Genomic DNA, 18865 nt, shown 5'->3' with positions numbered 1-18865 from the left:
GAGCCCGATCGCGGCGGTGTAGTCGGCAATCGCCCGATCAAGGTCGCCTTTCTGACCGTAGGCCGCACCCCGATTGTTGAAGGCACCGGCAATGCCGGGATCGAGCCCGATCGCGGCGGTGTAGTCGGCAATCGCCCGATCAAGGTCGCCTTTCTGACCGTAGGCCGCACCCCGATTGTAGAAGGTGACAGCATGACTGGGATCGAGCCCGATCGCGGCGTCGAAGTCGGTAACGGCTTGGTCAAAATCGCCTTTGTTGCCATAGGCCACGCCTCGATTGTTGAAGGCGACAGCATAGCTGGGATAGAGCCCGATCGTGGCGTCGAAGTCAGCAATGGCCCGATCGAGGTCGCCCTTCCGGTTATAGATGTTGCCCCGATTGTAGTGGGCGCCGGCATGGCTGGGGTCGAGCCCAATCGCAGCCTCGAAGTCGGCAAACGCCCGGTCAAAGTCGCCTTTGTTGCCATAGGCCGCGCCCCGACTGTTGAAGGCACCGGCATGGCCGGGATCGAGCCTGATCGCGGCGTCGAAGTCAGCAATGGCCCGATCGAGGTCGCCCTTCCGGTTATAGATGTTGCCCCGATTGTAGTAGGCGACAGCGTAGTTGGGATCGAGCCTGATCGCGGCGTCGAAGTCAGCAATGGCCCGATCGAGGTCGCCTTTCTGACCGTAGGCCGCACCCCGATTGTGGAAGGTGACAGCATGACTGGGGTCGAGCCCGATCGCGGCGTCGTAGTCGGCAATCGCCCGGTCAAGGTCGCCTTTCCGGTAATAGGCCGCGCCCCGATTATTGAAGGCAACAGCATCGCTGGGATCAAGCCCGATCGCAGCCTCGAAGTCGGCAAACGCCCGGTCAAAGTCGCCTTTCTGGTTATAGGCCGCGCCCCGATTGTTGAAGGCACCGGCATGGCCGGGATCGAGCCCGATCGCGGCGTTGTAGTCGGCAATGGCCCGGTCGAGGTCACCTTTGTTGCCATAGGCCACGCCCCGATTATAGAAGGCGCCAGCATGGCTGGGATCGAGCTCGATCGCGGCGTCGAAGCCGGCAATGGCCCGGTCAAGGTCGCCTTTCTGGTTATAGGCAATGCCCCGATTGTTGATGGCGACAGCATTGCCGGGGCCGAGCCCGATCGCGGCGTCGAAGTTGGCGATCGCCCGGTCGAACTCGCCTTTCTGGTCGTAGGCGTTGCCCCGATTGTTGAAGGCATCGGCATCGCCTGGGTCAAGCCCGATCGCAGCCCCGAAGTCGGCAATGGCTAGGTAGAAGTCGCCCTTCCTTGCGTATATGTTGCTTCGATTGAAAAAAGCTCTAAAATCATCGGCCTTAGGCTCGATCAAAGTGTCAGATTTGGTGATATCTTGTTCAATATCACCAATATTAGTATAATCCTCTGGTAGACGTGTCGCTTCCTGCGGGTCCATCACAAAAGAGCGGCAGATATAAATCGGAATAATTGTAGCGACTGGCGAAGAAAACGCTATTTTTGCCACGAGAAGTTCTGCTTTTTTACCTCTTAGTAAATTGGTATACATAGAGTCGCGTGGTATCAGTTCCGATCTGACTTTCTGCGCCGTCTGACTCATCTTTACGCCTGCCTCGTCCATCGCCGGAATGCTGAGCTGCGCACAGAAACTGACAATTGCCAGCGTCCACAGCAAAGCCTGCCAAATATGCCTTACGTCTTTGAAAAGGCCGGTGCGGGCCGCTCGCGTTCCCGCTCCGGCTCCTTACGGGTCACTTCCATATCACGCACCCGCTCCATGACGCGCGCCTGGCGCTCGATCTGAAGCGGCCGGTCGGTCATCTGCCGATCCTGAAGCTTGGTCCGGTCGGCGTGATGCCCGGTCATCATATCCTTGCGCTCTTTCGCCTGTTCCAGCCGGGCCGTCTGGGCGACGTTGAACTGCCGTTCCTTCAATGCCTCAAGGTCCCGGTGCTTGGTCAGCCGCTCCGCCTCGAAGCCACGGGCGAGGTCAGCCCGTAGCCGGTCGTTTTCCTGACGGCGACCGGGAATGCGCTCGCCCAGCCAGCCGGTCAAGCCCGCCCGCCGCCCGTCGAAGTCAGCCAGGGTGCGGCGTTCGCGCTCATCGATGCCTTTAACGGCATGATGATGCCGCTCCAGCGCCATGTCCTCATTGCTGCGCAAGGATCGGGTCTCAGCCTGATGCCGGGACCGTATTTGCGAGGTCTGGCGGCGATGCTCGGCCTGCTGGTCGGAAAGCTGGCGTTTATGGCGCTGCTCGATCTCCTTGCCGGCGGCGCGGCGCAGGTCCCGTTCGCGCTGCGCCTCGACGCCGGCCTTGAACTCGACCTCGCGGCGGCGGGTGTGGTCGCGGCGGCGGTCGGCCTCGCGGTTGAAATCGCGCCGGGTTTCTTCCCGCTTGCGCGTGTCGCGCTGCCGGTCGGCGCGCTGCCGCTGATCCTGGGCGCGCTTGAGAGCCGCCTGCGTGTCACGCTGCTTGCGCTCGTGCTGGGCGCGGCGCGCTTCATCGCGGCGGCGTTCGACCGTCTTGGTAAAGCCGGCGCGCGTCTGCTCCTTGAGACGGTCCATGCGTCGCTTCGCCGTCCGTTCGTCGGCGCGCTCCGTGCGCGCGCGGGCCTGTTCGCGCGAGGTCGCCTTGCGCGCGTCGCGCTGCTGCCCGTCCTTACGGGTGGCGCGCGCCTGGGCGGCTTCGCGCTTACGCGTCTGCGCGGTGCGCTCGCGCTCCGGCTTGCGTTCGGAGTTATCCCGGTCGGCTGAGCGCCCGTCCTGGCCATTGCGGCGCAACCGCTCGGCCCGTCCGAACGAGGCACGGATTTTAGCGTTGCGGGTGCGTGATCGGTCCACCATGGCGCGACCTTGTGGAGCTGCCGGCCGCGATTGTCGGGCCGCTGCCGCGAACTGCAACGCGGAAAGCCGTCAATGTCAACGCGGCCAGTCTTGGCTAACTTAAGGCGGGAAGAGGGGGCGCTTGCGCGCCCGCCTCCCTGGCCGGGTCACTCCCCGGACGGTTCCGCCTGCTCCTTCGGCTTCCGCTTGCGGAGGACGATATCGCCGGGGCTGTTCGGCAGAAGGTCGAGGCGGATCGAGAAGCCTTCCTCGTCGTTGTGCGCCCACGCCGCGCCGATGGGGGTCCAGTAGGGGTTTTCCCGGTCCGGCACGAAATACACGGTCATGTCGGGGCGCTTTTTCGATGCAGTGTCAGTCATTGGTCGTTTCCTTCTTGGTGTTGGGCCGGCTTGATCGCCTGCCATGACATCGCTCCTTGTCCGGGCGGGCGGGACGGGTTCAAGATCGATGCGGGGGGAGGGGTATCTCCCAGGATTTCCGGCTTCGGAAATTTTGGGGACACCCCCGCATCGCCCCGCAGGGGTTGGCTTGAACCCGGCCTGGCTGTCCGGCCAAGATGTCAAATGGCTGGTGATCTCTAAGCTGGCCCGGCAACACCTTTGAAACGGCCTTCGACGCTGCATCGAAAAAGCGCCCCGCCTCGCGCCGCATTTCGCGCGTGGCGGGCCTAACGGATGTTGCCCCTAGGAAATGTGGTCAAAACCGGAGGCTATCAGGCGGGCTTCTTTTGGCGCTGCTGCCGCAGCATGGGCTGGGGCACCGCCCCGCAACGCCGCCTCAAAAGGTGGGTCCGGTATTTTCGCCCAAGGCGAAAATCTTCCGGTCCCGGCTAAAGCCGCTTTTGACGCTCTGCCCCCCGTCTTCGCCAGACGGGCAGTGCCGCCGAAAGATCGGCGGAACTGCTCGGACGGGCAGGGGTCAGTGCTTCAGGTCGCCAAAGCGGCCGGAAGCCAGGGCCTCGCGCAAGACCTGTTCGACGCGGGCATTGTAGCCTTTGCCGGTCGCCTTGATGCCGTCCACCACGTCGGCCGCCATGCGAAACCCGACATGAACCTTGGGGGTGTCGGCCTGGCTCGGCCGTCCGACCCGTTTCTTGAAGCGCTGCATGGCCTCGATCATGCCGGGGGCCGCCTCGGCGATCGGTCGGGCGTGCTCGAAGTCTGCGGCGGTCAGTTCGCGAACTTCGCCGTCTTTATCGGTCAGCGGTTGCTTCGGCATAGGCTTTCTCCTCTCGTTTGTTGGCTTTCCTGAAACTGATAATCCGGCGGACGTCGCCCTGGTCCACGAAGCAGACGACGTGCAGCCGTCCGTGGCGCGGCGCGACGGCGATCAGCCGCTCCTCGCCGTAATCGTGCCGGTCGTCCACGAAAACGAGGGCGCGTTGCCAGTCCAGTTCGGCGGCAAGCGCGAAGGGGAGGCCGCGCTCGGCCTCGTTCTTCGCGCTTTTCTCCGGATCGAACTCAATCTCCATGGAATATTGTAGCAACAAAATGCCTGAAAGGGTTGAAGTTTTGTAGCAACAAAATTGCGTATTCTGAAAGGCTGCGCGGTCTTGCCGGAAGGCAGTTCCGCCGAAGGATCGGCGGAACTGCTGCGGTTAGGTCGGCTTTCGAACTGCGTATTTCGCTGCGCCAGCAAGGCGAGTGCGGGCATGGGCGCAATAATCGGCTTCCAATTCGACCCCGACATAGGAGCGGCCACAAAGGGCGGCGGCTACGGCTGTGCTGCCTGATCCGCTGAATGGATCCAGCACGATAGCGCCGGGGCGTGAGAAAGATCGGATGATGGGTTGCAGGATACTGACGGCCTTTTCGGTCGGGTGGGCGCGGTTGCCACTGTAGGCCCATGGCTGCACGTCCTCGATGGGCTTAGCCGGAAGCTGCGGGTTGCCCTTCGCCAGCACATAGGCCTGTTCATGCCGGTACTGCACAAAGGCGGCCTTTGAGGTGTAGTCCTTCTTCCAAACGATATGCGCCACGGGCCGAAAACCCGCTTCCCGCCAAGCCTTGAAAAACTCATCGGCCCGGTTCCAGCCGTAAAACGACACGCAAATGCTGTTTGGCTTCAACACCCGGTACATATCGGAGAATGCCGAGAGGATTCCGGTTTCGCCCCCATCGTTCTTTACCGTCCTGCCGCTGCGGTCGCGGTAATTCACCAAATAGGGCGGATCGGTCACGACCAGATCAACCGACAGGCTGGGAAAGGTCTGCAAAACCTGCCTGCAATCGCCTTGTATGATGCTGTTTAAAAACTCCATTTTCTGCCTCTCTTAATTGTTTAAAGGGTTGCGCATGCAACCCTGCTAGCCCCGCGGCGATAAGCGGGAGGAGGCTGTCATCACCGGCCGGCGGGTGGGGTAGCTCCCGGTCTGGCAGGCCCGTCCTTCACGGGCCGAAGACTGGGGAGGGACCCGCCGGACGCGGGCTCTCGCCCGTTCTTCAGTGATTGACGGCCGGGACCGGCACGGTCCGCTTGCTTTCTGTCCTGCTGTCTTCGCGTCAGCGATCGTCACGCGCATGCGCGGAGACTCGGCGCTTCACGAGGCTCCGGCCCCTTGGCTAGAGCGCGGCCCGCAGGGAGACGCCACACCGTCCGTCAATCTTTGACCGGTAGAACCTGCCAGGCTGATGCGCTGTGCCGCGTTCCCCTGTGTTCCTGGGTGAGGTGCGGCGCATCGGTCCGTTAACGGGTTTTAAGACCTCGCCTGCTACACTGACCCTGTGAAATCGCCTGGAGGCAGTAAGGGACGGCCGCGCCGTCCCACCCCGAATGTCGATCCCGAGACGGCGCTGCGCCAGTACGCGGTGAAGCTGTTCGACAAGGGAGACGGCCGCGCGGTCGATTGGCCGACGGTGGCCGCGACAGCGTTCAAGGTGGCGTTCGCCTGCCTCGATGAGGTGAAGGGCGACGATCGCGCCGCCAAGGTGATGCGGAAGGCCGAAGGCGGGCTGTACAACCGCCTGGTCGGCAATCCTGATGACGGCACCCCGTACACGTCCGCGCCGGCACCGCGCCCGGATGTCGGGCAGGGACCGGCCCCGCATCTCGATCACGATCTGCACCGCTAATCGTATCGTCCCGAACTTATTTCCTTGCCGGATGTTCCTGTTTTGTTCAGTATCCGTAACGGATATTGAGGGGCAGGGCATGGGTCGATACAGCGTCAGCCGCAAAGGCATGGGCGGCCGGCAACCGGGCGAGGCGACCAAGGTGGTACGCCTGCCGCTGCGGGTGGCGACGATCGCCAGGCGCATCGCGGAAGGATCGCTCAGGCCGGGCGACCTGAACGCCTTCTTCAACGTCGAGGCGCGAAGCAACGTGACGGTGCCGCTGATGGCCTCGCCGGCCGCCTGCGGGTTTCCCAGCCCGGCCGACGACTATCTGGACCGTCCGCTTGACTTCAACGAGCTGCTGATTTCAAACCCGTCCGCGACGTTCGCGGTGCGGATTTCAGGCGACAGCATGAATGGGGCCGGCCTGTTTCCGGGGGACATCGCGATCGTCGACCGCTCCCTGTCGCCCTTCAACGGCTGCGTGGTGCTGGCGCTGATCGACGGCGAATTCACCATCAAGCGGTATCGCGTCAAGGCGGGCGGCATCGTCCTCCAGGCCGAGAATAAGGCCTTCAAGGACATCGTCATTCCCGAGGATTCCGCCTTCGAGGTGTGGGGTGTCGTGAAACACGCCATCCGCATGTTTTAGGGACCGTGACCGCCCCTATCGCATTGGTGGACTGCAATAATTTCTATGCGAGCTGCGAGCGGCTGTTTCAGCCGAAGCTGCGGGGCCAGCCCGTGGTCGTGTTGTCCAATAACGATGGCTGCGTCATCGCCCGCTCGAACGAGGCCAAGGCTCTGGGCATCGAGATGGGCGAACCCTGGCACATCTGCCGCAAGCGGGTCGATACGCAGGGCATCATCGTCCGGTCGAGCAATTACACCCTGTACGGCGATATGAGCGCGCGTGTCATGCGAGTGCTGGAAGGCTTCTCGCCCGATCTGGAAGTGTATTCGATCGACGAAGCGTTCCTCGGCCTGGCGGGCTTCGAAAGCCGTCTGGACGCGCATGCACGGGAGATGCGGGCGACGGTGCTGCAATGGACGGGCATCCCCGTGTCGGTCGGCATCGCGCCGACCAAGACGCTCGCCAAGCTGGCGAACCGCACGGCGAAGAAGACGCCCGAAAGCGGGGGCGTTCTGGTGCTTTTGACCTCGGCAGAGCAGGAAGCGGCCCTCGAACGGGTCGAATTGACCGATCTGTGGGGGGTCGCGCACCGGATGGCGGAGCGTTTGCAGGCGATCGGCATCAAAAACCCGCTCGATCTACGCCAGGCGGACGCAAAATTCGTGCGGATGCATACGAGCGTAGTCATGGAAAGGATGGTGCTCGAGCTGCAAGGCATCCCCTGCATCAGCCTCGAGGAGGCTCCGCCCGATCGCAAGATGATCTTGGCCTCGCGGTCGTTCGGCCGTCGTGTCACCACGCGGCGCGAGCTGGAGGAGGCGGTCACGACGCACACGGCGCGGGCGGCCGAGAAGCTGCGCCGGCAGAACCTCGCCTGCGGCCGTCTGACGGTGTTCGTCACGACGGACAAGCACAGGCCGCAAGACCGGCAATATGCGGCCGAGCGGTCGGTGACGCTGCCCGTGGCGTCGGCCGACACCGGCAAGCTGAACCATGCCGCGATGCGGGCGCTCGATGCGCTCTGGCGGTCCGGCCTCGAATACAAGAAGGCGGGGGTGATGCTGCTGAACCTGGTCGCGGCCGATACTGTGCAGGGAGGCCTGTTCGATCGGCCTGACGATCCGAAGGCGATGGCCCGGATGCGGGCGCTCGACGCGCTCAATGCCAAATACGGGCGGGGAACGGTGACATTCGCCGCCATGGGGCGGAAGCCCGGCTGGAAGCTGCGGAGCGATTTCATCTCGCCGCGCTACACGACGGCCTGGGAAGACCTGCTGACGGTGTAGCGGGGCAGGTGCCCCGCTCCGTGTCTTTCCTTAACCGGGCAGGTCTGATGGATCCATTGACCAGCCTGGGATAGGCGGGGTCCGGTCCGAACCGTCCTCCTCGAAATCGAGGAAAGCGCAGAACACCTCTTCCTGAAAATCATCCCATGCTTTCGCCTTGGGGTTCAGGGCATAGCCGGCCTCACGGTAGAGCCGTGTGGCTTCGGCATTGACGGAGAAGGGCTGCGGCACGGGCTGGATGTGTTGCCACTGTGCGAGAGCATCGGCTGCTGTCTCTGCCGTTCCGAAGCGTTCGATCAGACGCGCCATGAAGACGGCTTTGAAGATATCCGGCTGCGGGCAGCTTGCCGGGATGGCGATCGTAGCGGTTCCGAGGTTTATGGTGTTGGCAGTGCTCATGTTTTCTTCTCCTAGCTTATAATTTAAAGGGTTGCATATGCAACCCTGCTAGCCACGCGGCGATAAGCGGGAGGAGGCAGTCATCACCGGCCGGCGGGTGGGGGAGCTCCCGGTCTGGCAGGCCCGTCCTTCACGGGCCGAAGACTGGGGAGGGACCCGCCGGACGCGGGCTCTTGCCCGTTCTTCAGTGATTGACGGCCGGGACCGGCACGGTCCGCTTTCTTTCTGTCTTGCTGGCTTCGCGTCAGCGATCGTCACGCGCATGCGCGGAGACTCGACGCTTCACGAGGCTCCGGCCCCTTGGCTAGAGCGCGGTCCCGTCTTCGGGGCGACGCCCGGACGATGACAGAGACATCAAAAGTGTGACGATCGGTGACGTTCGCCGCCATGGGGCGGAAACCGGGCTGGAAGCTGCAAGGACCTGTTGAAGGTGTAGGCCCTGCCGGGCAGACTCAGGATCGCAGCGGGTGATTTGCGGGCAGGGTGTGCGCGAGAGGGGCAGCGTCATGAATCATGTTCTCTACGTGAAGGATGACGAAATGCTGCGGAACCTGGCCTGGGGGATACTGACGGCCATGGGCCACACCGTCGAGACGGTCGGCACGGCGGAAGAGGCGCTAGCCTGGTGCAGCGATGCCGCCAACGAAATCGGCTCGGTCATCATCGACCTGAACAGTTCGCGGATCGGGCATGGCATCGAACTGGCCGGGCAGATCGCGTGCATTCGGCCCGATGCTGCGATCACGGCCTTGTCGGGAGGCATAAGGTCATTGCCTGCCGGCATGCCGGCCACGGTGAGGCTGCTGCCGAAGCCCATGTCGGTACAACGCCTTCACGAGGCGGCGCAGGCGACCGCTGCAAGCGCGATCGAGAACCCGTGCCGGGCATGGTGAGGACAGGAATATCCACGAAGGGAAACCGCGTCGCGGCCATGGGCTGCGGTGCAGGGCCGCTTTGACGGGCAGGCCCGTCCCTTCATGGTGGAAAAACTCTGTAAAGGCATATGAGTGCGGCTTGGTGCTGGAGCCAGCCTGCATTATATCTCACATTACATGCTATCAAATCACATTCCATCAATCCTCGACTCAATAATAGCCACGTTCATTGTTTTTATATCTGTATCTATTTATTCTGGCATAAGATTTGTATTTACGCCTCCTAAACATATCTGGATATTTGGCAAATGGTATCATCACTCAATAGAATACAAGGACAATACATATGTATTAAATATAAGAAAGGTTTATATTTCATGTGGTATTAGACGCGTAATGTATTTTAAGAGATGGTTTGTTCGACAGCCAACCGACGATTTGTCTTATGATGAGTCTTCAGATTATGACTGCTCTATAGAGATTGAAAACGGTCTAATGTATATGAAATCTCGATCTACAAAGACTAACGAACAAGTATTCGAAATATTTCAAACGACAGCACCACCTGAAAACAAAATTATGATCGGGCTTAATTTTTCTCGTGATCAACGCAATAGAGCTTCAACTAGAGCTACTGTACTATCTCGTGATATCAAGACTTTTGAAGCTATCACGGCGCTGCTCAATGAGCAGATTGGAATTGATGCGAAGTTTTTTGCTATTGCTGTGAGTGTCTAAATTTTGCGAGTTTTCTATTGGTTCGCATTTATTATTTTCTAATTTTGTATTATGCATTTCGTTTAAAATAGATGTGATCCCCGATGCAGCTGCTGCAACAAGAAAATATTTTGCTATGATTGACATACAGATATAATAGTCGATTTTAATCTATAAGTATACGTAAATATATCCTCTTAGCTGGCATCTTGATACATCGCGTCGCGGCCATGGGCTGCGATGCAGGGCCGCTTCGACGGGCTGGGCCGTCCCTTCATGGTAGATTAGGCGAACTCGGGTTCGGGCGGGGCATTTGCGACCATCTCGCCAGGCTCGAACCCGTCCGGATCGAAAGACGCTTCGCGGTTGAGGCTCGTATCGTGAAAGAAGCGCAGAAGGCCGTTCACTTGGCCCTGCCAGTCGGGAAACTCGGCCCGCATCCATGCCACCACGTCGGCGTCGAGCGTGAGGGTCACGGTCTCGCGCCGATCGGCGGGCGCGGCCGAGGCCCGAAAATCATCGGGCAGGCTGGCGGTGTCCGGTGCCGGGGTGTCCATGACGTCAGTATAGCGGGCCAGTTTTAAGATAAGATAAATCCGGTCTGGCGTCTGTCGTTGCGCTGCCTGTATAATCATCCCTATGAAACTCCGCCTCGATGTATTGCTGATGCTGTTGCCGCTATCGGCGCAAGCGTTTCCCGCCTATGTCACCAAGATTGCGGACGGCGATACGTTCACGGTGATGGTGGATGGCGAGAAGCAGCGGGTACGCATCTTCGGGATGGACGCGCCCGAACACGATCAACCTTATGGCGGCAAATCGACGGCCGATCTGACGGCGATGATATTTCACAAGACGGTCGATATCGAGCCGCCGCCGCATCATGGGCGGTTTCCGACCAGCTATGACCGCATCGTCGGCGTGGTGACGATCAGCGGGACGGATGTCGGATGGACGATGATTTCGCTCGGCGATGCCTGGGCCTATGATGAATTTCATCCGCCCGCGTCGTATGATCTGGCTGCCGCACAGGCGATCAAGGCGCATGCTGGGCTATGGGCGGACGCCGATCCGGTGCCGCCGTGGGTCTGGCGGCATTCCAAGCCGCACTATCGGCGGCACTGAAAGGGCAGGGCATGTGCGGACGGTTCACGCAGCATTATAGCTGGGCCGAGATCCACGGTTTCCTCGACGTGTTCGGCGCGGCCCGCAATCTGCGGGCGCGGTACAACATCGCCCCGACGACGGACATCGACGTGCTGCGCCTCGATGCCGAGGGCAGGCGCGATCTGGTGCGGATGCGGTGGGGCCTGGTGCCGTTCTTCTGGAAGAAGACGTTGAAGGAGCTGCCTGCGACGTTCAACGCCAGGGCTGAAACAGTCGGCGAAAAGCCGATGTTTCGGAGCGCATTCAAGACGCGCCGCTGCATCATCCCTGCCTCGGGTTTCTATGAATGGACAGGCGAGAAGGGCGGGAAGGTGCCGCATCTGTTCACGGCTGCGGACGGTTCGCCCGTGCTGGGCTTCGCCGGGCTCTGGGAGAAATGGCACGATCCGGTGACGGGCGAGGATGTGCTGTCGGCGACCATCATCGTGTCGGGCGCATCCGAATGGATGCAGCCCTATCACGACCGCATGCCGGTGCTGCTCGGCCCTGACCAGTTCGCCGCTTGGCTGGACGGGTCGGCCGGTGCGGACGTGCTGCGCCCCGCTGCTGAGGCGGCGCTGCGGGAATGGATTGTCACGACGCGGCTGAACCGGACGGGACAGGGCGATGAGGATGCGACAATGATCGAGCAGGCCGCGTGATGCAGCGCAAGGAAATCGACCGCGACGAATACGAGGCGATCCGTGGCGAACTCACTGGCGTGACGGAGACAATCGGTTCGGTCACGACGATCGAGGGGCGGCACGAGGATCTCGGCGAAACCGTCCTGATCCGTCAGGCGGGCCGCTTCTTCGTCGATGCCGATGAGGTATCGTTCGTCAGGGCGAAAGGCGAGCCGCTGCCTGAAACGGACTGACCGCGCCTATCGAAGGGATGACGCCTGCCGAGCGCGAAAGGGCAAGGCAGGCGTGAGAGGATGCTACCGGTTTTGCGGCATGATTCAAGCCGCCGCGATACGAAGGACATTTGCACCGGTCATAATGGCCGTTATCACCCTAGCCACTCCAGTGGTTCGGCCGGGGATTCAGGCTGTGGTAGCATGAGGCTATGAAAGCACCCATAGCCGAGACCGGCCTGCGCCGGGTTGTCCGCCTCGTCGCCCTGCTCAATCTAGGCTATTTCGGGATCGAGTTCGCGGTTGCCCTCACCATTGGCTCGGTGTCACTATTCGCGGATAGCGTCGATTTTCTGGAAGACGCCTCGATCAATTTCCTGATCCTAGCCGCGCTCGGGTGGACAGCGAAGCACCGGGCGAGGGTCGGCATGGCTCTGGCGGTCATCCTCCTAGTTCCTGGCTTTGCCACGCTCTGGACGGCATGGGAGAAATTCAACGTGCCGGTTCCGCCCGCGCCCCTACCGCTTTCGCTGGCCGGGGCCGGGGCGCTCATCGTCAACCTGTCGTGCGCGTTCATGCTGGCTCGCTACCGGGCGCATGGTGGTAGCCTGACTCGCGCCGCCTTCCTGTCGTCGCGTAATGACGCTTTCGCCAACGTCGCTATTATCGCGGCGGGGCTGGTGACTGCTTTCCTATGGCAGTCCGCATGGCCTGATTTGCTCGTCGGCCTTGGGATCGCGGTCATGAATATGGATGCCGCTCGTGAAGTTTGGACGGCGGCACGAGAGGAACACGCAGCCTCTTGAATATATCGAGAGTTACGGCCTGAGCGGCGGGATTGAAAACGCCCGCAGCAAAAGTTGCGGGCGCGGTCGTCGAGAATATTGTTTGAGGATCAGGCGATTGAAGCGGCCTTAGCCTTCCGCTTTACGCCGTAGCCAACAGCGCCAAGGCCAAGAAGGGCTGCTCCGAACATCGGCAATGCCGGAGGCAGCGGAACAGTGCTAGGGATCACGACCGAGTAGTTGACGGACAAATCTTCGCCTAAATAATAGTTTTGACCTGTAAAAGCGAGCTGGCCCGTGTGATTTCCATTTACGTCAAAGATTTGGACTGACCCTCCGCTGAAAACGTCATCAGTATAAAAATGCGTTCCGTCGAAGGCAATCCCAGTAGAACTGCCCGTCGGGCTTGTAATAAAGTCACTTTGTATTAGGTTCCCACTGAGATCGTATTTGTCGTAAACATTGCCACCATCAGATCGATTCTCTATCAGAGACCCGTTCGCATATTCCAGACCATCACAAAACCCTGTGCAGTTTGCAAGATGGAGGGTTTGCTGAAGAGTTCCACCCAGCGAATACTTATAAACTGCGTTTGTGCCGGTGTAGTCGCCCACATACAAGCTATGACCATCGTAGGCGATAGTCGAGAGGCCAGAGGACCCAGGTATCGTAAAAACAGTTCCTAGATCAGTATTTGTGACATAATTGTATTCAAATACGCTTCCAGTATTAGCACTTGTATAGTAGAGATCGTCTCCAATCTGGACAATACCTCGTCCGTTATTTCCTTGAGGAGCAGTAATTTGGTCGAGCAATGCTCCTGTCGTCAGATTGTATTCCTGAATGATCGGCGGCCCGTTCGTAGCGTTATCGACCCAAATCGTATTGACGCTGGCGGCATGAGAAATCGTGGATCCGCATATGATGGACAACGCTGAGGCGGTGAACAAGTGAAGAAGTGACTTCATGGATAATCTCCAGGCACACGAAAGAACTGACTTTCAAGAAAGGAGCGGGGAACAAAAAGTTGGAAGCTAAAATAATTTTGGCCGTTTCCGGCTTAAACACACCCCCGCTAGTTAGGGAGGCCACCATTGCCATAAGTTAATAAACTGTCAATATCTCGTGTTGATCAAGCGAGGCCTCGGGTACTGATCCATAGAAGCCGGCCATCTGCACCTATCCGTGCGAAATTCAAGACATTTGACAGGGGTACCATGCCATTGAAATAGCTGGGCTTTTTCGGTGCATATGTTTGGTGCGAAAGTCGCTTGAACAGACTACGCGGCGGTCGCTGCGGACCACGGATTGATGACCTCAATCCCGCATCGCTCAAAACCGCCTACGTCGCGCGTGGCAACTGCGGTTCCGGCCGCCACGTACAATTTCACGATCTCGAATGGAAACATCATTGTAGGCGGCGCGATGCTACCCGACATAGATTTCACTGTCCCTGATGGAGGTGGCTTTCTGACAGCGGCAACTGGAGCGATCAATGGAATAGGGCTGGCCGGCTTCTTGAATGACAGCACTTACTTTCCTGGCTTCGGTCTCCAGGCTGAGTTTGTCATCCCCGGCGAAGAATTTAGATTTGGCGCCGTCAGAAATTTTTACACTGGCTCGGCGGGTGATGCCGGCACGCGCATCTTCACTATAACCGCAGTCTCTGCCGTGCCGCTGCCGGCCGGGCTGCCGATGTTCGGCGCGGCACTCCTCAGGCTTGGCGCTGTTGGCTACGGCCTGAAACGAAACCGCAAGGCCGCTCTGCCAGCCTGATCGGCGAAGACCCCGCCTTGATGCCCGTCAGCTTGCCGCTGGCGGGCTTTTTCATGCCAGGCATTGGGAAGAAGGAGGGGAGCCTGACACCGCACCCATAACCCCATGACAGGCGAGGCGTGAAGCCCTGCGGCAGGGCTGCTGCCGTAGGGGAAACCTCGCACGGGGTAACGGCCCGAGTCCAGATGACTAGACTCCTGTTTCGAACCAAGCGGACAGACCGTTCAATTTGCCTCTGACATGCGTTTTAACGGCGCGGGCTTTTGTCCATCCGGTAGGATTTCCTGTAGATGCCCATGCACAGTGTCGGCACTGAAAGGCTTGGCAATAAAATGCGCTCCCTCTGGCAGCTCGCCAGGTGCGGGTTTGACATTGCCTGACGCCACAACGATGGCAATATGCGTCCAGCATCGGGCCGTCTCTCGTGCAAGGGCAAACCCGTTTTTGCCAGGCATCTGAACGTCGGTGAAGAGCAGCACGATATCGGCGTGGTGCTGCTTCAACAGCTCGATCGCCTCACCGCTGTTGGCTGCCTCGAGGGTCCTGAAACCGACATTGTCCAGCAGCTCGGCGATGTCCATGCGCAGAAGCGCGTCATCATCGACGATCAGCGTATAGGGGGCAGGGTCGCTTTCCATCCGAGCTAACCCTCGACGTGGTTGAAAGTTCAAACGATCTGCTAGAGACTTCCAGGCACCGTGACGCGGTCTTTTGTACTCGGGTAGCGCCGCGCGCATTCCGGCGCGCGCGGAAAGTTGGCCCCTTGCTTCCCGGCAAGCCATGCATCTGCAGCGACACAATAAGCCTGGATCTCGGTCTTGGATCTCGCCTTGATCCCCGGCGCAAAAGCGCGATCCGCGTTTTCACCCTGGTGACTGAACTTGCCAATTTCGACCGGATCAGCGCCTCTCGTTCATCGCTGGGAAGCCGGCCATCCATCAAAACGCCCTTGCCGGTAAGCGAATGATCACCCGCCCGTGATCCCAGAGCTCAACAGCTCGACCGTCGAGGAGCAGACGCATTCGCCGCAGTGCCTCACCATCATCTTGCGCCTCGATTAGCACCGGCGCTGTCTCTCGTTTCCCGCGAGCAGATATGAAGAAGACGCGATAGTTCGGGGCAAACGTTGAATGAATTGGAGGTCCATGGTCGTGACTCGCCTTGGGCGAAAGCTCACGTCTCTCTCGGTTGCCGTAAGCCTGAAAAAGCCGGCAATGGTGCAACCATGCGCCTTATGCGGAAAGAGCGCCAGCGAGGACCAACGGTTACAGGTGACACGCTTGGTGCCGCAGAATGTCATAGATCAGCAAATGTCTTCACATTTGCCGCGGCCGAGGCTTCGACCGCTCGCTAAAAAGACTGATATCTCAGTTGACTAAAAACCCTCAGTATCCGAGGTTGCCGCCCCTACACACATGGGTCAATTGTTGCGGTCATCGGCTACGCACCCCTCGACGCAGGAGGATGGATCGCTGGAAGCAAAGAGGCGCAAACTGCTCTCACTGACCGAAGGTCCTTCAGAAGATCAAGACAACGCCGCTCCTGAGCAGAATGCGTAGTCGCGTGCCGTCACCTGATCTACCCAGCGAGATTAAGTCCGACGATCTCCATTCAGAACTGGCCGATTTGCGCCGGCAGGTCGAAGAGCTGCGGATCGCGGTGCAGGCCCGGGATGATTTCATCGCCATTGCGGCCCACGAGCTGCGCAACCCCATGACACCGATCCTCGGCCTGACTGAACTCGCCCTGAAAGCTGCCCGCAAGGCTGACAGCCCAAGTTCGCCGCGCGTCACACTCCTGCTGGAACGCATGCAGGCTGCGGTGCAGGAATTTACGAAGCGGGCGACCGGTTTGCTTGACGTCAGCCGCATCGAAGCCGGCAATCTGCGTCTGGAGCCCTCGGCGGTCGATCTCGCGACAATCGTAGTGCCGATCGCCCAGAGATACGAAACTCAGGCCACGCGTGGCGGAAGCCCGCTCGAATTGCACGTCGCTGAAGGCGTGATCGCCACCGTGGACCCGCTGGCGTTCGAGCAGGTGGTCGAAAACCTGCTCTCCAATGCCCTCAAATTCGGGATCGGTCAGCCCGTCACTCTCCGGCTGCGAACGGAGGAACAATCAGCACGTCTCGACGTCCAGGATCGAGGGGTCGGCATGCAGCCCGAACATCAGGCCCGCATCTTTGAGCGGTTCGAACAGGTCATGACACAGCATCGCAGCGGCGGCTTCGGTATCGGCCTTTGGGTGGCCAGTCGCCTGGTTGCGGCCATGGGTGGCCGAATTGCGGTGTCGAGCACCCTTGGGGCAGGTTCGACGTTTACCGTGAGCTTGCCCCTCGCCACCCTGTCTTCAGGATCAAACCCCGCATGACGCAACCTGAAGCCGCCGACAATCGTGACAAAGGCACGATCGAGCGCGTCAGCAGCTTCGTGCCGGGCCTGGATGTGATCCTTGGGGGCGGCTTCCTGCGTGGCGGCCTCTACATGATCAAAGGGACGCCCGGGATGGGTAAGACAATCCTGGCCAGTCAGATCATCTACTCTCAGGAGGCCGGGCAGAGCCGCACCCTTTTCGTCACGGTCCTGGGCGAGAACCACGGTCGCATGATGATGCATCTGCGTTCGATGCGGTTCTTCGATGAAGCCCGCATCCCCGATCAGGTCTTCTACATCAGCGCCTATGGCGCACTCGAAGACGAAGGCCTCAAGGGTCTTGTCGCGCTGATCCGCAGGGAGGTTGTAGCTAGGGGGGCGACGATGCTGGTGCTCGATGGCTTGAGTGCCGTCGAGGCCAAGGCCGGGGCCGAATACGAGATGAAACGGTTCACCCACGACCTGCAGACGCTGGCCTCCGCCACCGATTGCACGATGTTCCTGCTCACGACTGCATCAGGTACGCTGGCGGCGCCGGAACACACGATGGTGGACGGGCTGATCGAGCTGCGGCATCGCTCATTTGGGTCCCGGGCCGAACGTCGACTGCTGGTGCACAAGATAAGGGGCACCGGCTACTTGGAAGGCGAGCACGCGTTTGGCATCTCGGACGCCGGCGTCACCGTGTTTCCCCGGATCGAAGCCTTGTTGGCGATGCCGTCCTTGCGTGCTCCGCCACCGACAGCTCGCTTGTCGTCGGGAGTCGCTTCTCTCGACGAGATGTTCGGCGGCGGCATCCCCGCTGCCACCTTGACCGGATTGGTCGGCCCCTCCGGCTCGGGCAAGACCACGCTCGGCCTGCATTTCTTGTCAGGATCCAGCGCCAGCGAACCGGGCTTGCTGTTTGGCTGCTACGAGCCGCCCGAGCGGCTGCGCTACAAGGCCACGACCATGGGGTTCGATCTGGCCGCGGCCGAGCAGCGGGGCGATGTCGAGATCCTCTGGTATCCCGTCGGCGAGCATATCCTGGACGAGCTGGCGCACGCTCTGCTCGACGCCGTCCGGCGGCGTGGCGTCAAGCGCCTGGTCATCGACGGTCTCTCCGGCTTTCAGCAGGCTGCGCTTGAGCCGGAGCGCATTGTCCGCTTCTGGTCCGCCCTTTCGAACGAACTGCGGGCCCGCGACGTCACCACGCTGCATACCCTCGAATTGCAGGAACTCGCAGGTCCTGAAATCCGCATCCCGATCAGCGGGATCGCCTCGCTCGCCGAGGTCATGGTTCTCGTGCGCTATGTCGAACTTCGGTCCCGGCTCTACCGCCTGATCTCCATGTCCAAGGTACGTGAGGGTGCGTTCGACCCCACCATTCGCGAGTTTGAAATCACCGATGCGGGCGTCGTTGTCGGCAAGCCGTTCGAGGGCGTGGAAGCGGTCCTGAGCGGGATGGCCCGGGCGGTATCGGCCAATGCGTACGTGGCGTCGTCAGAGGCCAGTCTCACAGTGCCGCCCGACGCGGGCACTGGACGGACGGAATGACCCAAATCGCCACGGTTCTGATCGTCGAGGACGAATTTGCCATCGCAGACCTGCTGGAGATGGTATTGGTCGACGAAGGCTACCGGGTGGTTGTCGCGGGCAATGGGCGACAGGGACTGGAGCGTCTCGCGGAGGGCTCAGCTCCTGACCTGGTGATTTCGGACTTCATGATGCCCATCATGGACGGTGTCACCATGATCCAGGCAATGCGGAAAGTCGAAAGGCTACGGAACGTTCCCTGCCTCATCATCAGCTCCATGCCAGAGGCCAATGTGCGCGAACGCGTCGACGGCTATGCCGCATTCGTCCGCAAGCCTTTCAAGATCGCCGCTCTTGTTCAGCTTATTGAGACTGTCATACGCGAGGCCAGGTCAGAAACCTGAGATTTTGCCGCTGCTGCGATCAGCGCTGCCCCACTGGCCATGATCCCCGTCATCAAGCTCCCCAAGGACTTTCATCACAGCCTCGTATCCCCGAAGCCACTCGGAGCCAGCCTCGGTGCTGGAAGCATAGGGATTGTCATTCCGCGTTCGATTGGATTTGGCGGCGACAACTCCTTCTTGGAACGCTGCGCTCGCCACTCTCAAATCCCGTGTTCC

General features: G+C 60.3%; 24 protein-coding genes. 13 read left to right on the top strand and 11 right to left on the bottom strand.

Features of this window, described 5'->3' with window-relative positions:
• The 6 genes from M8523_RS30835 to M8523_RS30810 form a co-directional block, all read right to left on the bottom strand.
• Positions 1-1338 (bottom strand): tetratricopeptide repeat protein (locus tag M8523_RS30835; RefSeq protein ID WP_282588683.1); only part of this gene is annotated, 1338 nt, incomplete at its 3' end.
• Between the two features lie 338 nt (positions 1339-1676).
• Positions 1677-2831 carry a hypothetical protein gene (locus M8523_RS30830; protein WP_282588682.1) on the bottom strand — a complete coding sequence of 385 codons (1155 nt, stop codon included), beginning with the start codon at positions 2829-2831 and terminating at the stop codon, positions 1677-1679.
• A gap of 146 nt (positions 2832-2977) precedes the next feature.
• The gene (locus M8523_RS30825) at positions 2978-3190 is read right to left on the bottom strand and encodes a hypothetical protein (RefSeq protein WP_282588681.1); all 213 of its coding nucleotides are present in this window, start codon (positions 3188-3190) and stop codon (positions 2978-2980) included.
• A gap of 559 nt (positions 3191-3749) precedes the next feature.
• Entirely contained in the window at positions 3750-4049 is a 300-nt protein-coding gene (locus M8523_RS30820; protein WP_282588680.1) for a BrnA antitoxin family protein, read from the bottom strand.
• Positions 4024-4302, bottom strand: a complete 279-nt coding sequence (locus tag M8523_RS30815; RefSeq protein WP_282588679.1) for a BrnT family toxin — start codon at positions 4300-4302, stop codon at positions 4024-4026. The genes M8523_RS30820 and M8523_RS30815 overlap by 26 nt, the downstream gene beginning before the upstream one ends.
• Positions 4303-4428: 126 nt before the next feature.
• Positions 4429-5091 (bottom strand): DNA methyltransferase, encoded by a 663-nt coding sequence (locus M8523_RS30810; RefSeq protein ID WP_282588678.1) that lies wholly within the window; start codon positions 5089-5091, stop codon positions 4429-4431.
• Positions 5092-5554: 463 nt separating this feature from the next.
• On the opposite strand from M8523_RS30810, the gene M8523_RS30805 reads away from it, so the two are divergent.
• The 3 genes from M8523_RS30805 to M8523_RS30795 all read left to right on the top strand — a co-directional run bounded on the left by M8523_RS30805 (position 5555) and on the right by M8523_RS30795 (position 7804).
• Entirely contained in the window at positions 5555-5902 is a 348-nt protein-coding gene (locus M8523_RS30805; RefSeq protein ID WP_282588677.1) for a hypothetical protein, read from the top strand.
• A 79-nt stretch (positions 5903-5981) separates the two neighbouring features.
• Positions 5982-6536 (top strand): LexA family protein, encoded by a 555-nt coding sequence (locus M8523_RS30800; protein WP_282588676.1) that lies wholly within the window; start codon positions 5982-5984, stop codon positions 6534-6536.
• A gap of 5 nt (positions 6537-6541) precedes the next feature.
• Positions 6542-7804 (top strand): Y-family DNA polymerase, encoded by a 1263-nt coding sequence (locus M8523_RS30795; RefSeq protein ID WP_282588675.1) that lies wholly within the window; start codon positions 6542-6544, stop codon positions 7802-7804.
• Between the two features lie 30 nt (positions 7805-7834).
• Here the strand turns inward: M8523_RS30795 and M8523_RS30790 are convergent, their stop codons facing one another.
• Positions 7835-8203, bottom strand: coding sequence for a hypothetical protein (locus tag M8523_RS30790; RefSeq protein WP_282588674.1), 369 nt, complete (start codon positions 8201-8203; stop codon positions 7835-7837).
• A gap of 506 nt (positions 8204-8709) precedes the next feature.
• Here M8523_RS30790 and M8523_RS30785 point away from each other — a divergent pair.
• Both M8523_RS30785 and M8523_RS30780 read left to right on the top strand, forming a co-directional pair.
• Positions 8710-9096 carry a DNA-binding transcriptional response regulator gene (locus tag M8523_RS30785; RefSeq protein WP_282588673.1) on the top strand — a complete coding sequence of 129 codons (387 nt, stop codon included), beginning with the start codon at positions 8710-8712 and terminating at the stop codon, positions 9094-9096.
• A 114-nt stretch (positions 9097-9210) separates the two neighbouring features.
• Positions 9211-9816 (top strand): hypothetical protein, encoded by a 606-nt coding sequence (locus M8523_RS30780; RefSeq protein ID WP_282588672.1) that lies wholly within the window; start codon positions 9211-9213, stop codon positions 9814-9816.
• A gap of 263 nt (positions 9817-10079) precedes the next feature.
• Here M8523_RS30780 and M8523_RS30775 read toward each other — a convergent pair whose 3' ends face one another.
• The gene (locus M8523_RS30775) at positions 10080-10430 is read right to left on the bottom strand and encodes a BrnA antitoxin family protein (protein WP_282588671.1); all 351 of its coding nucleotides are present in this window, start codon (positions 10428-10430) and stop codon (positions 10080-10082) included.
• Positions 10431-10434: 4 nt separating this feature from the next.
• On the opposite strand from M8523_RS30775, the gene M8523_RS30770 reads away from it, so the two are divergent.
• From M8523_RS30770 to M8523_RS30755, 4 genes are all read left to right on the top strand, one after another.
• Entirely contained in the window at positions 10435-10920 is a 486-nt protein-coding gene (locus M8523_RS30770) for a thermonuclease family protein (protein WP_282588670.1), read from the top strand.
• The gene (locus M8523_RS30765) at positions 10878-11603 is read left to right on the top strand and encodes an SOS response-associated peptidase (protein WP_282588669.1); all 726 of its coding nucleotides are present in this window, start codon (positions 10878-10880) and stop codon (positions 11601-11603) included. Before M8523_RS30770 ends, M8523_RS30765 begins: the two co-directional genes overlap by 43 nt.
• Positions 11603-11818 (top strand): hypothetical protein, encoded by a 216-nt coding sequence (locus tag M8523_RS30760; RefSeq protein ID WP_282588668.1) that lies wholly within the window; start codon positions 11603-11605, stop codon positions 11816-11818. The genes M8523_RS30765 and M8523_RS30760 overlap by 1 nt, the downstream gene beginning before the upstream one ends.
• A 191-nt stretch (positions 11819-12009) precedes the next feature.
• Complete coding sequence (locus tag M8523_RS30755; RefSeq protein ID WP_282588667.1) at positions 12010-12603, top strand: cation efflux transmembrane domain-containing protein; 594 nt, start codon at positions 12010-12012, stop codon at positions 12601-12603.
• 89 nt (positions 12604-12692) lie between these two features.
• On the opposite strand, the gene M8523_RS30750 is transcribed toward M8523_RS30755, so the two are convergent.
• Positions 12693-13550 carry a hypothetical protein gene (locus tag M8523_RS30750; RefSeq protein WP_282588666.1) on the bottom strand — a complete coding sequence of 286 codons (858 nt, stop codon included), beginning with the start codon at positions 13548-13550 and terminating at the stop codon, positions 12693-12695.
• A 343-nt stretch (positions 13551-13893) separates the two neighbouring features.
• Between M8523_RS30750 and M8523_RS30745 the strand changes: the two genes are divergently transcribed.
• A complete protein-coding gene (locus tag M8523_RS30745) occupies positions 13894-14358 on the top strand; it encodes a hypothetical protein (protein ID WP_282588665.1) in 465 nt (154 codons plus the stop codon).
• A 224-nt stretch (positions 14359-14582) separates the two neighbouring features.
• On the opposite strand, the gene M8523_RS30740 is transcribed toward M8523_RS30745, so the two are convergent.
• Entirely contained in the window at positions 14583-14996 is a 414-nt protein-coding gene (locus M8523_RS30740) for a response regulator (RefSeq protein WP_282588664.1), read from the bottom strand.
• Positions 14997-15921: 925 nt separating this feature from the next.
• Here M8523_RS30740 and M8523_RS30735 point away from each other — a divergent pair.
• The 3 genes from M8523_RS30735 to M8523_RS30725 are packed head-to-tail and all read left to right on the top strand — an operon-like array spanning position 15922 to position 18649.
• Complete coding sequence (locus M8523_RS30735) at positions 15922-16728, top strand: sensor histidine kinase (RefSeq protein WP_282588663.1); 807 nt, start codon at positions 15922-15924, stop codon at positions 16726-16728.
• On the top strand, positions 16725-18266 hold the full coding sequence (locus tag M8523_RS30730; RefSeq protein WP_282588662.1) for an ATPase domain-containing protein: 1542 nt from the start codon (positions 16725-16727) through the stop codon (positions 18264-18266). The genes M8523_RS30735 and M8523_RS30730 overlap by 4 nt, the downstream gene beginning before the upstream one ends.
• Positions 18263-18649 (top strand): response regulator, encoded by a 387-nt coding sequence (locus M8523_RS30725; RefSeq protein ID WP_282588661.1) that lies wholly within the window; start codon positions 18263-18265, stop codon positions 18647-18649. Before M8523_RS30730 ends, M8523_RS30725 begins: the two co-directional genes overlap by 4 nt.
• On the opposite strand, the gene M8523_RS36940 is transcribed toward M8523_RS30725, so the two are convergent.
• Positions 18638-18847, bottom strand: coding sequence for a ribosome modulation factor (locus M8523_RS36940; protein ID WP_428351674.1), 210 nt, complete (start codon positions 18845-18847; stop codon positions 18638-18640). The two genes, M8523_RS30725 and M8523_RS36940, sit on opposite strands and share 12 nt — an antisense overlap.
• Between the last annotated feature and the right edge of the window lie 18 nt (positions 18848-18865).

The sequence above is a fragment of the Lichenifustis flavocetrariae genome (assembly GCF_026130545.1).
Taxonomy (GTDB): domain Bacteria; phylum Pseudomonadota; class Alphaproteobacteria; order Rhizobiales; family Beijerinckiaceae; genus Lichenihabitans; species Lichenihabitans flavocetrariae.
Note: the sequence above shows the minus strand (reverse complement) of the source record. Positions and strands in the feature narration are given on the sequence as shown.

Bases quoted from the DNA above. Each gene is read 5' to 3' on its own strand.
- M8523_RS30820 (WP_282588680.1), bottom strand. From the start codon at position 4,049: ATGCCGAAGCAACCGCTGACCGATAAAGACGGCGAAGTTCGCGAACTG.
- M8523_RS30785 (WP_282588673.1), top strand. From the start codon at position 8,710: ATGAATCATGTTCTCTACGTGAAGGATGACGAAATGCTGCGGAACCTG.
- M8523_RS30740 (WP_282588664.1), bottom strand. From the start codon at position 14,996: ATGGAAAGCGACCCTGCCCCCTATACGCTGATCGTCGATGATGACGCG.
- M8523_RS30760 (WP_282588668.1), top strand. From the start codon at position 11,603: ATGCAGCGCAAGGAAATCGACCGCGACGAATACGAGGCGATCCGTGGC.
- M8523_RS30770 (WP_282588670.1), top strand. From the start codon at position 10,435: ATGAAACTCCGCCTCGATGTATTGCTGATGCTGTTGCCGCTATCGGCG.
- M8523_RS30815 (WP_282588679.1), bottom strand. From the start codon at position 4,302: ATGGAGATTGAGTTCGATCCGGAGAAAAGCGCGAAGAACGAGGCCGAG.
- M8523_RS30830 (WP_282588682.1), bottom strand. From the start codon at position 2,831: ATGGTGGACCGATCACGCACCCGCAACGCTAAAATCCGTGCCTCGTTC.
- M8523_RS30750 (WP_282588666.1), bottom strand. From the start codon at position 13,550: ATGAAGTCACTTCTTCACTTGTTCACCGCCTCAGCGTTGTCCATCATA.
- M8523_RS30800 (WP_282588676.1), top strand. From the start codon at position 5,982: ATGGGTCGATACAGCGTCAGCCGCAAAGGCATGGGCGGCCGGCAACCG.
- M8523_RS30790 (WP_282588674.1), bottom strand. From the start codon at position 8,203: ATGAGCACTGCCAACACCATAAACCTCGGAACCGCTACGATCGCCATC.
- M8523_RS30730 (WP_282588662.1), top strand. From the start codon at position 16,725: ATGACGCAACCTGAAGCCGCCGACAATCGTGACAAAGGCACGATCGAG.
- M8523_RS30775 (WP_282588671.1), bottom strand. From the start codon at position 10,430: ATGATTATACAGGCAGCGCAACGACAGACGCCAGACCGGATTTATCTT.
- M8523_RS30745 (WP_282588665.1), top strand. From the start codon at position 13,894: ATGACCTCAATCCCGCATCGCTCAAAACCGCCTACGTCGCGCGTGGCA.
- M8523_RS30825 (WP_282588681.1), bottom strand. From the start codon at position 3,190: ATGACTGACACTGCATCGAAAAAGCGCCCCGACATGACCGTGTATTTC.
- M8523_RS30725 (WP_282588661.1), top strand. From the start codon at position 18,263: ATGACCCAAATCGCCACGGTTCTGATCGTCGAGGACGAATTTGCCATC.
- M8523_RS30810 (WP_282588678.1), bottom strand. From the start codon at position 5,091: ATGGAGTTTTTAAACAGCATCATACAAGGCGATTGCAGGCAGGTTTTG.
- M8523_RS30755 (WP_282588667.1), top strand. From the start codon at position 12,010: ATGAAAGCACCCATAGCCGAGACCGGCCTGCGCCGGGTTGTCCGCCTC.